Source organism: Pseudomonas sp. zbq_18 (genome assembly GCF_043102245.1).
GTDB lineage: Bacteria > Pseudomonadota > Gammaproteobacteria > Pseudomonadales > Pseudomonadaceae > Aquipseudomonas.
Map to the genome: position 1 here is coordinate 137,610 of NZ_JBICIT010000017.1, position 13,375 is coordinate 150,984.

The following is a 13,375-nucleotide window of genomic DNA, read 5'->3' on the forward strand; positions in this document are numbered from 1 at the left end:
CCCTGGCAGTTGCCGGGCTGGCCGCGAACGCACACCGAATACCCGCACCCCGAGAGGCACCGATGAAAATAATAAAAATCGTGCTGAGCCTGCTGTTACTGATCGCCGTGAGCCTCGCCGGGCTGTACGGCTATTTCCTCTATACCCCCAAGCCCGCGCAGCCCGCACTGAGCGCCACACTGCAACAGGGTCAGATTCAGGTCGGCGAGCGCCAGCGCGACTTCGCCTTCTACATGCCCGCCAAGCTGCCGGCCAAGGCGCCGCTGCTGTTCGTGTTGCACGGCTCGCTGCAGACCATCGACGACATTCGTCGCTACAGCGCCTACGAGTTCGAGCGCCTGGCCGATCAGCACGGCTTCATCGTCGTCTACCCGCAAGGCTTCGAGCGCAACTGGAACGACTGCCGGCGCACGGCGAACTACCCGGCGCGCGCGCAGAACATCGACGACATCGGCCTGATCGCCGCGCTGATCCAGCGCTTCGCCAACGAACATGACGCAGACACCCGCCGCGCCTTCCTTACCGGCTACTCCAACGGCGGCCACCTGGGCCTGCGTATCGCCCTGGAACAGCCGCAACTGCTGGCCGGCGTGGCCGCCTTCGCCGCCAACCTGCCGAGCGACGACAACCTCGACTGCCAACCGGTAGCCGGCAGCGTGCCGCTGCTGCTGATGAACGGCACCCGCGACCCGATCAACCCCTACAACGGCGGCGTGGTCACCCTGTTCGGCATGGGCAATCGCGGTGAAGTGCGCTCGGCATACGAGTCGGCCAGCTATTTCGCCAGGCGCGCCGGCTATGCCCAGGACGCCGTGCGCAGCAGCGTCGCCTGGCAGAACCCGGACGACCCGGCACAACGCGCTACGCTCGACCAATGGCAAAGCGCCGAACGCGCCGAAGTGGCCCTGTACAGCCTGATCGGCGGCGGCCACCTGCTGCCGCAAGCCGGTTTCCGCGCCCCACGCCTGCTCGGCCCGACCCCGAGCGGCTTCGACGGCCCCCAGGCCATCTGGGACTTTTTCGCCCGCCAGCGCCCCGCGCCGGCCCAGCCCTGACTCACCGGAGGAACCCTCATGCAGCCCTTCAGTTTCGCCACCACCGCCCAGATCCTCTGCGAGTCCGGCTCTGCCGCACGCCTGGCCGAGCTGTGCCGCGAGCGCGAGGCCCATCGCGTACTGATCGTCACCGACCCCGGCATCACCCGCTTCGGCCTGCTCGACGGCGTGCTGCCGGGCTTCGCCAGCGCCGGCGTGGAAGTGGCGGTGTTCGACCAGGTGATCGCCGATCCGCCCGAGGCCATCGTGCTCAATGCCGTGGAGCGCGCCCGCGAACTGAAGGCCGAGCTGATCGTCGGCTTCGGCGGCGGCAGCTCGATGGACGTGGCCAAGCTGGTCGCCCTGCTCGCCCACCCCGAGTGCGTCCAGGGCCTCAAGGACATCTACGGCGTGGGCAATGCCCGTGGCCGCCGCCTGCCGCTGATCCAGGTGCCGACCACCGCCGGCACCGGATCGGAAGTGACGCAGATCGCCATCATCACTACCGGCGAAACCACCAAGATGGGCGTGGTCTCGCCGCTGCTGCTGCCGGACCTGGCCCTGCTCGACGCCGACCTGACTCTCGGCCTGCCGCCAGCGGTGACCGCTGCCACCGGCATCGACGCCATGGTCCACGCCATCGAGGCCTACACCAGCAAGATCAAGAAGAACCCGCTGTCCGACCTGCTGGCCCGCGAGGCCCTGCGCCTGCTGGCCGCCAACCTCGACCAGGCGGTGCACAACGGGCAGAACCGCGAGGCGCGCCAGGCCATGCTGCTCGGCGCCCTGCTCGCCGGCCAGGCCTTCGCCAACTCGCCGGTGGCGGCGGTGCACGCGCTGGCCTATCCGCTGGGCGGGCACTTCCACATTCCTCACGGTCTGTCCAACGCCCTGGTGCTGCCGCATGTGCTGCGCTTCAACGCCCCGGTCGCCACCGCGCTGTACGCCGAGCTGGCACCGCTGCTGCTCGGTGAGCGCCTGCGCCCCGGCACTGCGGAGCAACTGTGCGCGCAGTTCATCGAAGAGCTGGCGGCGCTCAACGAGCGCTGCGGCCTGCCCAGCCGCCTGCGCGACGCCAATGTGCCGGAAGCCATGCTCGGCCAACTGGCCAGCGACGCCATGCTGCAACAGCGCCTGCTGGTGAATAACCCGCGCGAGGTCAGCGAAGCCGACGCGCTGGCGATCTACCAGGCGGCGTATTGAGCCCTGCTATATCAACGTCCAAACCGTGTTGCAGGCAACTCGCTGTAGGTTGGGTTGAGGCGTGAAGCGCCGAAGCCCAACAGCGGAGCTGCCTGAACGCTCACGTGTTGGGCTTCGCTGCGCTCAACGCCAACCTACGTCTGTAACGACTGATCGATAACCCGCAATACAGCCGACGAATCAAAGTATCCCACGCAACACCCAGGCCTTAGGGTGTTGCCAAGCACGAGGAACCAGCATGAACCCACCGCAGCATCTGCGCGGCGACTACGCCCACTTCCAGCCCATTACCACGCGCTGGCACGACAACGACGTCTACGGTCACGTCAACAACGTCGTGTACTACAGCTATTTCGACAGCGCGGTGAACACCTACCTGATCGAGGTTGGCGGCCTGGATATCCACGAGGGCGAAGTCATCGGCTTCGTGGTCAGCTCTTCCTGCGACTACTTCGCCTCCATCGCCTTCCCCGAGCGCATCGAAGTCGGCCTGCGGGTCGGCAAGCTGGGCAACAGCTCGGTGCAGTACGAACTGGCCATCTTCAAGGCCGGCGAAGAGGAAGCCTGCGCCGCCGGGCGTTTCGTCCACGTCTTCGTCGACCGTGCGAGCAACCGTCCGGTAAGCATCCCCGATCCCCTGCGCACGGCACTCGCCCGCCTGCTGCGCGATTGACCCCCAACAACTCCAGAGGAACCTGCCATGCAAGACGCCGTCATCGTATCCACCGCCCGCACGCCCATCGCCAAGGCCTTCCGCGGCGCCTTCAACGACCTCAAGTCGCCGTCCATGGCCGCCGTCGCCCTGCGCGCCGCCGTCGAGCGCGCCGGCATCGAGCCGGGTGAGATCGAAGACGTGGTGATGGGCACCGCCATGCAGGGCGGCACCGCCGCGATCAACCTGGCGCGCCTGTCCACCCTCGCCGCCGGCCTGCCGCTGTCGGTCAGCGGCCAGACCATCGACCGCCAGTGCGCCTCGGGCCTGATGGCCATTTCCATCGCCGCCAAGCAGATCATGGTCGACGGCATGCAGGTCACCGTCGGTGCCGGCCAGGAGCAGATCAGCCTGGTGCAGAACACCCACATGAAATGGTCCGGCGCCGACTTCGACCCGAACGTGGTGAAGATGGCCGAGCATGCCTACATGCCGATGCTGCAGACCGCCGAGATCGTCGCCAAGCGCTACAACATCAGCCGTGAAGCCCAGGACGAGTATGGTTTCCTCTCGCAGCAGCGCACCGCCGCCGCCCAGGCAGCCGGCCTGTTCGCCAACGAAATCGTCCCGGTCACCGCTACCAAGAAGCTGGTCGACAAGGAAAGCGGCGCGGTCAGCTATGAAGAAGTCACCCTCAGCCTGGACGAAGGCAACCGCCCGCAGACCGTGCTGGCCGACCTGCAGAACCTCAAACCGGTGATCGAAGGCGGCTGCATCACCGCCGGTAACGCCAGCCAGCTGTCCGACGGCGCCAGCGCCAGCGTGCTGATGAGCGGCGCCCTGGCTGCCCAGCGCGGCATCCAGCCGCTGGGCCTGTACCGTGGCATGGCCGTGGCCGGCCTGGCTCCGGAAGAGATGGGCATCGGCCCGGTATTCGCCGTGCCCAAGCTGCTCAAGCAGCACGGCCTGACCGTCGACGATATCGGCCTGTGGGAGCTCAACGAAGCCTTCGCCTGCCAGGTGCTGTACAGCGCGCAGAAGCTCGGCATCGACCCGGCCAAGCTGAACGTCAACGGCGGCGCCATCGCCATCGGCCACCCCTACGGCATGAGCGGCGCGCGCATGGTCGGCCACGCCCTGCTGGAAGGTAAGCGCCGCGGCGTGAAGTACGTGGTCATCACCATGTGCGTCGGCGGCGGCATGGGCGCTGCCGGGCTGTTCGAAGTGCTGTAAGCCTCGCGACCGGCATCAGCAGAAACGGGGGCTTAGGCCCCCGTTTTTCGTTTCTACCTGCCCTGCTCTTCCACCGGCAACGGGACATACATCAGTTATTTCTGGGACTGGCTGGGCGGCCCCTATAAAGGGTTTAGCTACTGAAACAGGGTAGGGGCAGACTACTTTTGTGGGAGCGGCTGGGCGGCACTCCGCTTCAGCCGCGATGAGATCGACGCAGGAGCATCGCGGCTAAAGCCGCTCCCACAAAGTTCCATCTCCGCGCTGTAGGAGGGGCCTTGGCCGCTACCTAGGCCGCACAGAAGCGTCGCGATTGCAGAGCAGTACCGCCCAACCGCTCCGGTGCTTGAGTCTTGCGGCCCGACGCGCTTTGCTAGTCGCTATCAGCCCTCGTGGAGCCAGCCCATGCGCCAGTACTCCCTGCGAACTTTGCTCGCCCTGTTGCTGCTTCTCACTCTACATGGCTGCGCCATGCTCAGCCCGAGCGACCCGCTGCGTATCGACCTGGTCGGCCTGGAGCCCCTGCCCGCGCAGGGCATGGAGATGCGCTTCGCCGTGGTGCTGCGCGTGCAGAACCCCAACGACAGGGTGATCGACTACAACGGCCTGTCCGTGGAACTGGACGTCAACCAGCAGCCCCTGGCCAGCGGCGTAAGCGATGCCAGCGGCCAGGTGCCGCGCTTCGGCGAGGCGCTGCTGAAGGTGCCGGTGACCATTTCGGCCTTTTCCGTGATGCGCCAGGCCTGGGCGGCCGCCGGTTACCAGCAGGGCCGCAACCTGCCCTACGAGCTGCGCGGCAAGCTCGGCGGCGGCCTGTTCGGCACCGCGCGCTTCAGCAGCGCCGGTACCCTCAACTGGCCGCAGGCCGTCAATACGCCCTGAGCGGAGATAAAACCCTATACAATGCGCGGCTTTTCGCAGCCACACCGTCGAGGTCCATCATGAGCACCCTGCCGCCCTGCCCCAAGTGCGGGTCCGAATACACCTACGAAGATGGCGCCCAACTGGTCTGCCCGGAATGTGCCCACGAGTGGTCGGCCGATGCCGCCGCCCAGGGCGATGACGACGCCCGCGTGATCAAGGACTCGGTCGGTAACCTGCTGCAGGACGGCGATTCCGTCACCGTGATCAAGGACCTCAAGGTCAAGGGCAGCTCGCTGGTGGTCAAGGTCGGCACCAAGGTGAAGAACATCCGCCTGGTCGACGGCGACCACGACATCGACTGCAAGATCGACGGCATCGGCGCCATGAAGCTGAAATCGGAGTTCGTGCGCAAGGTCTGATGCGCCACGCTCGACTAGGCTGATACCCGTGGGCACGCAACGTGCCCTTGCCTGGTCGGGGTGGTCACCATGCGCTTGCTGTCGCTTACCCTGCTGTTGCTGCTCAGCCCGTGGCTGCACGCCCAACCCTGGAAGGTGGTCGGCGACGAACAGTTTGCCCCCTACAGCTTCGTCACCCTCGACAGCGACCAGCCGCGCGGCCTGGACGTCGAACTGGTCGAAGCCGTGCTCAAGGAGGCCAAGGTCGACTACCAGTTGCGCCTGTACCCCTGGGAGCGGGTCAAGCGCATGCTCGAACGCGGCGAGGCGGACATGGCCTTCCAGTTCGCCGGCACGCCCGAGCGCCAGGCCCAGTACGATCTGGTCGGGCCGCTGCGCACCGGCTCCACGGTGTTCATGACCACCCACAAGACCAGGATCGAAGACTGGCGCAGCCTCGACGACTTCCACCCCTTCGTCATCGGCCAGGTGCGTGGCTATGCCTACCAGGCCGACTTCGACAAGGCCGACCTGTCGCGCGACACCAGCGCACAAAACCCGCGCCAACTCGTGTCCATGCTGCTGGCCGGGCGCATCGACATCATCGTCGGCGACCGCACGCAGTTGCTCTACTTCGTCCAGGAACAGCGCGCCCAGGAGCAGGTACGCCTGCTGCCCACGTCACTGGTGGAAATGCCGCGCTACGTCGCCTTCGCCAAGGGCGATCGCGCCCGCGCCGAGCAGTTCGCCAAGGCCCTGCAAAGCCTGCGCGAAGGGGGGGAACTGGACGCGATCCTGCGCCGCTGGGAGCAATAACGCGCTACTGCACCGGCAGGAAGTTGATGAACATCAGGCTCTGCGCGTAGTTGGCGCCCATGCGCCGGTAACGCTCCTCCAGCACATGGGTGAGCAGGTCCAGGCGCGCCACCATCTTGCCGAACTCCACCGCATAGCTGAGGTTGCCGGCCTCGTTGGACAACAGCAGCGGCCGGCCCTGCTCGTCGCGGCGCTGGCCGAGCATCCAGGCGGCCTTCTCCACGTTGCGCGCGGCGTTGTGGATGAACTCGGCGTTGAACGAATCAGTCAGGTAGAACTCGGTGCGCCCGCCGTGGGCGGTGACCAGCATGCTGCCCAGGGCGTAGATGAAGGCACCGACCCGGTCGCCCTGGAAATCCGGCCCCAGCGCATAGCTGAGCGCCGCCACATCGCGCCGCCCACCCAGCTGAGGCATGGGCTGATTGAGTTCGATGGCCTGGTGAATGGCCTGCTCGGCCGCCGAGCGGCTGGCCAGCCCGCTCTTGCGCCATTCCTTGGGGTTGCGCTGGTACAGCTTGCCCATCAGCCGGTAGAGGCTGTTGAGGTTGTTGCGCATGGCCAGGGTCGCCATGCGGTCGACGTCGCTTTGCAGCAGCTCGCGCGGGTTGAGCTCCGCCGTCTTGTTGATGATGCTGGCGTGATCCAGCCGCCCCGTGCAGCCGCCCAACGCCAGCAGCAACGCCAGACCGAGCGCCGGCCAGCAGCCTCCGTAGCCCCCGATACGCCTCATGGTGCCCCCCATCTCCGCGTTGCAAGGAGTAAAGCGCAAAACGACAGAGCGCGGGAAAGCCCCAAGGCTTTACTCAGGTTTTACATTTCAGGATGGATACAGAGGCCGACTGGCCCAGTCGAAGCTGTAACCGGACAGTCCGGTAGCAGAGGAGTTTCGATCATGGGTGCACGCATCCCCCTCATCACGGGCCTGCTGGCCAGCCTCGCCTTGCTTGGCGAACAGCAGGCTTACGCGGCGGACAGTGGCGACGTGGCCGCTGGCGTTGCGGTTGGCGCCATCATCGGCGGCGTTATCGCCAGCCAGCGGCCGGTACGGGTTTATGAGCCGGCGCCGGTGTACCACGCCCCGCCGCCCCCGGTGGCCTATTACCCGCAGCCGGTTTATGCGCAGCCGGTGTATGTGCAGCCTCGCCCGGTCTATTACCGCCGCGCGCCGGTGTATTACGTGGCAGAACCGCCGCGTTACCGTTACGGTCATGGGCACAAGCATGGCCATAAGCACAGGCACAAGCACCATCACCGGCATTGGTGACAACAAGCCCCGCAGATGCGGGGCTTGTTGTTTCCGGTTGACGGGTTTGTCAGGTATGGCGTTGGGCCAGTCATTGGCGGTAAGGTCGGGTATCGACTTGCAGGGATGCGTTGTTCATGGCTGTGGTTGCCACAATTCCTCGCCTGACACTCTCGGCCTTTCCTGGCGGCCTGAGCCTTGTGCCCGCTCGAAGCGCTTTCCTCGGCACTGGGCTACAGATTGCGCCATTCACGGCGCGTCACTTTCTCTTGTTTGCCCAAGAGAAAGTAACCAAAGAGAAGGGCACCCCGGCATCCGGGTCTCGCTGCGCTCGACTTCCCTCCTTCCGGTGCCGCTCCGGGGGCCGGCTTACAAGGGCCATCCTTGGCCCTTTAAGCCTCTCGCCGCATCCATGCGGCTCGTCCCCCTGCACAACACCTCCACTCGGCCTGCTGACGGGGAGTTTGCGCGCATGAGGGTTGCGCGTTTCAGGCGGGTCGGCGTTGTCGGTTCGCATCATCACCCACTGATCGTGCCCACGCTCTGCGTGGGCATGCAGCCACAGACGCTCCGCGTCTGTGGGACGCAGAGCGTTCCCGGAGGGGTTCCCACGCAGAGCTTGGGAACCATCAATCAGACATATTTTTAGGACACCTGAATGCCAAGCTGGCTAATCACTCTGTTTCCCGCTCTCTGCATGCTGGTGCCTTGCGCAGCGATACTCATCTACTTGCAGCGCCAGAAAATGGAGGATCGGAAGAGCCCATTGGTTGATGATCTTCTTCGACTACCAGGGGAAACACTAAACGAGCGCTTTCGCGACACGGTTTTCGATCTGTGTGGCGTCTTTGCTGCCTCGATGTTCGTACCCGCCATTGGGTTACTTGTACTACTAAACAGCTGGGTAGATCCGGCTCGAATAAAGTTTGGCGCTGTTGCGATCGTCTCGGCCATCACGATTTTTGGTGGGATCGGTTGGTCACTGTGGAAAATTCTGAAAATCCTACGAACGATCACTACGACAAAACGTGGCCTGGAAGGCGAGCTAGCAACCGCGCAGTTACTCACCCCACTCTTAGCGGAAGGCTGGCAGCTGTTTCATGACCTGCCGATGAAACGCAGCAATATCGACCATGTTCTAGTGGGCCCCACTGGCGTCTACGCTATCGAAACCAAGTACCGCTCCAAACGCCTATCACTCAAAGGCAAGGAAGGCGCACAGGCCGAATACGACGGCAGCTCCATTCGTTTTGCGGGCGGCGCGAACGAACACCTGCCGGTTCAGCAGGCACAAGCAGTTGCTGGTGAGTTGAGCAAATGGCTACACGACAAGCTCGGTGAGCCTGTGAGCGTGGTCCCAGTGGTGGCGCTGCCAGGTTGGTTCGTGAAAACCACACAGAAGCCCGGTAACGGCCAGGTCTATGTCATCAACCCCAAAGTCCATTACCTATTCCAGAAGCGCCCTGCACGGGTCGAGCAAACCATTCAGATACGCGTTGCGGCGGCATTGAGGGAACTCGCCGTGCGCCCCGCGCCTGGAGCCAACCAATGGCCGCACCCAAACACCAGAAGCTCGGGCCGGGATCGGGTCCCGTCAGGAGGCTGAGTGGAGTCGTTGAGCCAGGGGTTGAGCGGCATGGATGCCGCGAGAGCCGCGATGGGCCAGGGACGGCCCTTCGCGGCGTGCCCCTGGAACAACGATGGAACGAAGGAAGTCTGGCGGCGCAGCCGCCAGACCCGTATGCCGGGTGCGCTTTCTCTTTGGTTACTTTCTCTTTGCGCAAACAAAGAGAAAGTGACTCGCCGGGAAGGCGAAAAGCATAGCTGCGGCCCCTCCGAACCATCGAATTAAATCGCCATCACTTATTAATCACCAAGACCGCAAGATAAAATGAAATTTCACTTAAAAAGAGCAAGTGACGGACAATACCACTTCAACCTAATCTCAGAAGAAGGGGAAATCCTCCTAAACAGCGAGCTTTACAAGTCATCCATATCAGCCAAAAACGGAATAAATTCAGTAATAACTAACTCCGGAAACAAAAACAACTATCAACTAAACAAAATAAACAACAAGTATCAATTCACTCTAAAAGCCAACAACGGCCAAATCATCGGCCAAAGTCAAGCATACACATCAAGCAAGGAAGCATACTCAGCAATAGAAAGAATGCTAAAATCATTCGAGAAACAATCACCAATAGAATCAAAAAATATAAATATAGATAAGACAGATCTTACAACGCTCACCGGAAGTGTAAAAACATTCTTACAGAAACTAGAGCAGATTAATCACGAAGACAGTGAAATGTTATTTTTTAGAGGCCATCAAAACTTCAACTTCCGACCTGTACCCAGCATATATAGGGAAAAAGCTTGGATTGAGAATGAAGAAAAGCTATTCAGAGAGCTAATTCTTAGGTGTCCCAATGAGTTTGCATCAATAAACTCGACCTTCCAAACACTGGTAAAGATGCAGCACTACTCACTCCCAACAAGATTATTAGATATAACCACAAACCCTCTCATCGCTCTTTTCTTTGCATGTGCCCCTTCAGAGGAAAACGGAGAGGTTCTAGTATTTAAGATAAAGAAGTCCGAAATAAAATACTATGACAGCGATACCGTCAGCCTACTGTCTAATCTATGCAAACTTAAGCACGAAATAAAGTCACCGCCAAACAAAAAAACACTAGACAACCTGATTGCCGAGATCCGAAAAGAGAAACCAAACTTTGAGTCAAAGATACAAAACGAAGATTTAAACTCAGTGATCTGCGTAAAACCAATGCTAGACAATCCGCGAATAATAAAACAAGACGGCGCCTTTCTCTTGTTCGGAATAGACACAAAAAAACCATGTCCTGCAGAGATACCATCAAAGTACATCTTACACAACACCGAGCGCGTCATTATCAACAACAAAGACAAACAGAAAATCCTGAAGCAACTTGAATTGCTCGGAATCTCAAACGGAACAATTTTCCCCGAGATAGAAAATGTTGCAAGCCATATCAAAAGAAGCTACCAAGACAAATAACTACTCGAAATCAAGAACAGAAAAATTATCCAAAAACTAAAAGACCCATCACTTGATGGGTCTTTTTCTACTCATAACGCCAGAGCTATGCGAACACCATCTCCTGAGCTCTAGCCAGCTTAGCCCTTTGATACTCCCTCGCCGCCTCATGAAACGCCCCAATCAGCGCGTTGTAATCGGCCTTCTCCCAATACCGATATTCCGGATGCCACTGCACCCCCACGGCAAAGGCTTTAGCACCAACAACACTGACCGCCTCAATCTGCCCATCCTCACACACCGCCTCGACCTGTAGCCCGTCACCCAGCCGGTCGATGCCCTGCCCATGCAGCGAGTTGACCTGCATCTCGCTCTCGCCGATCAAACGATGCAGCACCCCACCCTCGGTCAGACGCACGGTGTGCATCGGCCCATAGGCCACATCATCCGGCACACCCTTGCGCTCACGGTGATCGAGACGGCCTGCCACCTCATGCACCTCACGGTGCAGCGTGCCGCCGTACAGCACGTTCAGCTCCTGCACGCCCCGACAGATACCGAGGAAGGGAATGCCACGCTCGATACAAGCGCGCATCAGGCGCAGCACGGTGGCGTCGCGTGGTTTGTCGGCCAGGCCCAGTCCGGGATGGTCGTCGCCGTAGAAGCTCGGGTGCACGTTGGACAGCGAGCCGCCGAACATGATGCCGGAGACGCTGTCGAGCACGGTGTCGAGGTCGAGATCGTCGGCGAAGGCCGGGATCATCAGGGGGAAGGCGTCAAAGCCCGTAACAGCCTGGATGTACTTTTCGCCGACCAGGTGAAACCAGCCGATGTCACGGTCGGTCAGCTGCCAGCGGCACAGGGGTAGGCCAATCATGGGTTTGCTCATTTGGGTAGTCCTCTTCTGAGAACCAGCCCAGAAGTGATTGCGCGTCGGAAAACTGCGTTAAAAGCGGGCTCGGGCTGCTCATTTACAGGGCGTAAACTCCGCGCCCTCGCCCGCTTTTGCCTTGTTTTTCTCTAGCGCACCCACTCCTGAACCGGTTCTAAATGGTTGAAGTGGGCTGCCCTTGGGAGAGCGGGCTAGCGGTTCACGAGAATCGTGAGTCCGCTCACCCAAGGGGTGCCGCGTCCCGATCTGTGCCGGTTCACTGCACCAATGCCGCGCCCGCGCGGCAGGTTGTTCGGTGTTGCTTGGTGTTACTCGATTTTTGTGGGAGGGCCTGGGCGGCATCCCGCTTGGCCGCGACTACAGGCCACTCAGAAAGCAGTCGCGGCCAAGGCCCCTCCTACGAGAAGCTGCATGCTCCAAATATGGAGCAAAAAAAGGGCCGGTCCGAAGACCAGCCCTGGGTTACCGCTTAACTGTTGCTGTTGCTCGGGAAAGCGAATTGCGCCGCCTCGTGCGTGGCGCGCTGCGGCCAACGCTGGGTGATGGTCTTGCGCTTGGTGTAGAAGCGCACACCGTCCGGGCCGTAGGCGTGCAGGTCGCCGAACAGCGAGCGCTTCCAGCCGCCGAAGCTGTGGTAGGCCACCGGCACCGGCAGCGGCACGTTGACGCCGACCATGCCGACTTCGATCTCGTCGCAGAACAGGCGCGCCGCTTCACCGTCGCGGGTAAACAGGCAGGTGCCGTTGCCGTACTCGTGGTCGTTGATCAGCTGCATGGCTTCTTCCAGGCTGCCGACGCGGACGATGCACAGCACCGGGCCGAAGATCTCTTCCTGGTAGATGCTCATCTCGCGGGTGACGTTGTCGAACAGGGTGCCGCCGACGAAGAAGCCGGCTTCGTTGCCCGGTACGCTCAGGCCGCGACCGTCGACCACCAGCTTGGCGCCCTGCGCCACGCCGGCGTCGATGTAGCCCTTGACCTTGTCGCGAGCCGCGCCGGTGACCAGCGGGCCCATGTCCAGGCCGCAGGAGGTGCCGGCGCCGATCTTCAGGCCTTCGATCTTCGGCACCAGCTTCTCGACCAGCTTGTCGGCGACCTGATCGCCCACCGCGACGACCACGGAGATGGCCATGCAGCGCTCGCCGCAGGAGCCGTAGGCGGCACCCATCAGGGCGTTGACGGTGTTGTCCAGATCGGCGTCCGGCAGAACCACGGCGTGGTTCTTGGCGCCGCCCAGGGCCTGTACGCGCTTACCGCGACGGTTGGCCTCGGTGTAGATGTACTCGGCGATCGGGGTCGAACCGACGAAGCTGATGGCTTTGACTTCCGGCGCTTCGATCAGCGCGTCCACCGCTTCCTTGTCGCCGTTGACCACGTTCAGCACGCCCTTGGGCAGGCCGGCTTCGTGCAGCAGCTGGGCGATCATCAGGGTCGAGCTCGGGTCGCGCTCGGACGGCTTGAGGATGAAGCAGTTGCCGCAGGCGATGGCCAGCGGGTACATCCACAGCGGCACCATGGCCGGGAAGTTGAACGGGGTGATGCCGGCGACCACGCCCAGCGGCTGGAAGTCGCTCCAGCTGTCGATGTTCGGGCCGACGTTGCGGTTGTATTCGCCTTTCAGCAGCTCGGGCACGCCACAGGCGTACTCGACGTTCTCGATGCCGCGCTGCAGTTCGCCGGCGGCGTCTTCGAGGGTCTTGCCGTGTTCTTCGCTGATCAGGGCGACGATGGCGTCCTTGTTCTGTTCCAGCAGTTGCTTGAAGCGGAACATGACCTGGGCGCGCTTGGCCGGCGGGGTGTTGCGCCAGGCCGGGAAGGCGGCCTTGGCGGTGTCGATGGCGGCGCGCAGGGTGGCCTGGTCGGCCAGTTCCAGCTGACGCACCGGCTCGCCGATGGACGGGTTGAAGACGGCCTGGGTACGACCGTTGCTGTGCACGATCTCGCCGTTGATCAGGTGTCCGATGTTGCTCATGGGGTGCTCTCTCATCTCTTAACTTGTCTGGGGCGGTGGCAGTCGCTGT

The 13,375-nt window shown here is 62.1% G+C and carries 13 protein-coding genes; 10 read left to right on the forward strand and 3 right to left on the reverse strand.

All coding sequences use genetic code 11. From position 1 onward, the window contains the following. Positions 1 to 62: 62 nt before the first annotated feature. From ACF8C6_RS14145 to ACF8C6_RS14175, 7 genes are all read left to right on the forward strand, one after another. Positions 63 to 1,055, forward strand: coding sequence for an alpha/beta hydrolase family esterase (locus tag ACF8C6_RS14145; RefSeq protein WP_392499873.1), 993 nt, complete (start codon positions 63 to 65; stop codon positions 1,053 to 1,055). A gap of 18 nt (positions 1,056 to 1,073) precedes the next feature. Beyond that, positions 1,074 to 2,237 (forward strand): iron-containing alcohol dehydrogenase, encoded by a 1,164-nt coding sequence (locus tag ACF8C6_RS14150; RefSeq protein ID WP_392499874.1) that lies wholly within the window; start codon positions 1,074 to 1,076, stop codon positions 2,235 to 2,237. A 238-nt stretch (positions 2,238 to 2,475) separates the two neighbouring features. Then, entirely contained in the window at positions 2,476 to 2,910 is a 435-nt protein-coding gene (locus ACF8C6_RS14155; RefSeq protein WP_277691336.1) for a thioesterase family protein, read from the forward strand. A 27-nt stretch (positions 2,911 to 2,937) separates the two neighbouring features. Continuing rightward, positions 2,938 to 4,122 (forward strand): acetyl-CoA C-acyltransferase, encoded by a 1,185-nt coding sequence (locus tag ACF8C6_RS14160; RefSeq protein ID WP_392499875.1) that lies wholly within the window; start codon positions 2,938 to 2,940, stop codon positions 4,120 to 4,122. A gap of 405 nt (positions 4,123 to 4,527) precedes the next feature. Continuing rightward, a complete protein-coding gene (locus tag ACF8C6_RS14165; RefSeq protein WP_392499876.1) occupies positions 4,528 to 5,004 on the forward strand; it encodes an LEA type 2 family protein in 477 nt (158 codons plus the stop codon). Between the two features lie 59 nt (positions 5,005 to 5,063). Beyond that, positions 5,064 to 5,405 carry a zinc ribbon domain-containing protein YjdM gene (locus ACF8C6_RS14170; RefSeq protein WP_392499877.1) on the forward strand — a complete coding sequence of 114 codons (342 nt, stop codon included), beginning with the start codon at positions 5,064 to 5,066 and terminating at the stop codon, positions 5,403 to 5,405. 69 nt (positions 5,406 to 5,474) lie between these two features. Further along, positions 5,475 to 6,200, forward strand: a complete 726-nt coding sequence (locus ACF8C6_RS14175) for a substrate-binding periplasmic protein (RefSeq protein WP_392499878.1) — start codon at positions 5,475 to 5,477, stop codon at positions 6,198 to 6,200. Positions 6,201 to 6,204: 4 nt separating this feature from the next. Here the strand turns inward: ACF8C6_RS14175 and ACF8C6_RS14180 are convergent, their stop codons facing one another. Further along, on the reverse strand, positions 6,205 to 6,930 hold the full coding sequence (locus tag ACF8C6_RS14180) for a hypothetical protein (RefSeq protein ID WP_392499879.1): 726 nt from the start codon (positions 6,928 to 6,930) through the stop codon (positions 6,205 to 6,207). A 162-nt stretch (positions 6,931 to 7,092) separates the two neighbouring features. Here ACF8C6_RS14180 and ACF8C6_RS14185 point away from each other — a divergent pair, with 162 nt between their 5' ends. From ACF8C6_RS14185 to ACF8C6_RS14195, 3 genes are all read left to right on the forward strand, one after another. Then, positions 7,093 to 7,464: a hypothetical protein gene (locus ACF8C6_RS14185; RefSeq protein WP_277691329.1), complete on the forward strand. Its 372-nt coding sequence runs from the start codon at positions 7,093 to 7,095 to the stop codon at positions 7,462 to 7,464. Between the two features lie 637 nt (positions 7,465 to 8,101). Then, a complete protein-coding gene (locus ACF8C6_RS14190; RefSeq protein ID WP_392499880.1) occupies positions 8,102 to 9,049 on the forward strand; it encodes a nuclease-related domain-containing protein in 948 nt (315 codons plus the stop codon). Positions 9,050 to 9,334: 285 nt separating this feature from the next. Then, entirely contained in the window at positions 9,335 to 10,483 is a 1,149-nt protein-coding gene (locus ACF8C6_RS14195) for a DUF1508 domain-containing protein (protein WP_392499881.1), read from the forward strand. 85 nt (positions 10,484 to 10,568) lie between these two features. Here the strand turns inward: ACF8C6_RS14195 and ACF8C6_RS14200 are convergent, their stop codons facing one another. Then, positions 10,569 to 11,351 (reverse strand): gamma-glutamyl-gamma-aminobutyrate hydrolase family protein, encoded by a 783-nt coding sequence (locus ACF8C6_RS14200; protein ID WP_392499882.1) that lies wholly within the window; start codon positions 11,349 to 11,351, stop codon positions 10,569 to 10,571. A 472-nt stretch (positions 11,352 to 11,823) separates the two neighbouring features. Next, complete coding sequence (locus ACF8C6_RS14205) at positions 11,824 to 13,326, reverse strand: CoA-acylating methylmalonate-semialdehyde dehydrogenase (RefSeq protein WP_392499883.1); 1,503 nt, start codon at positions 13,324 to 13,326, stop codon at positions 11,824 to 11,826. Positions 13,327 to 13,375: the final 49 nt, after the last annotated feature.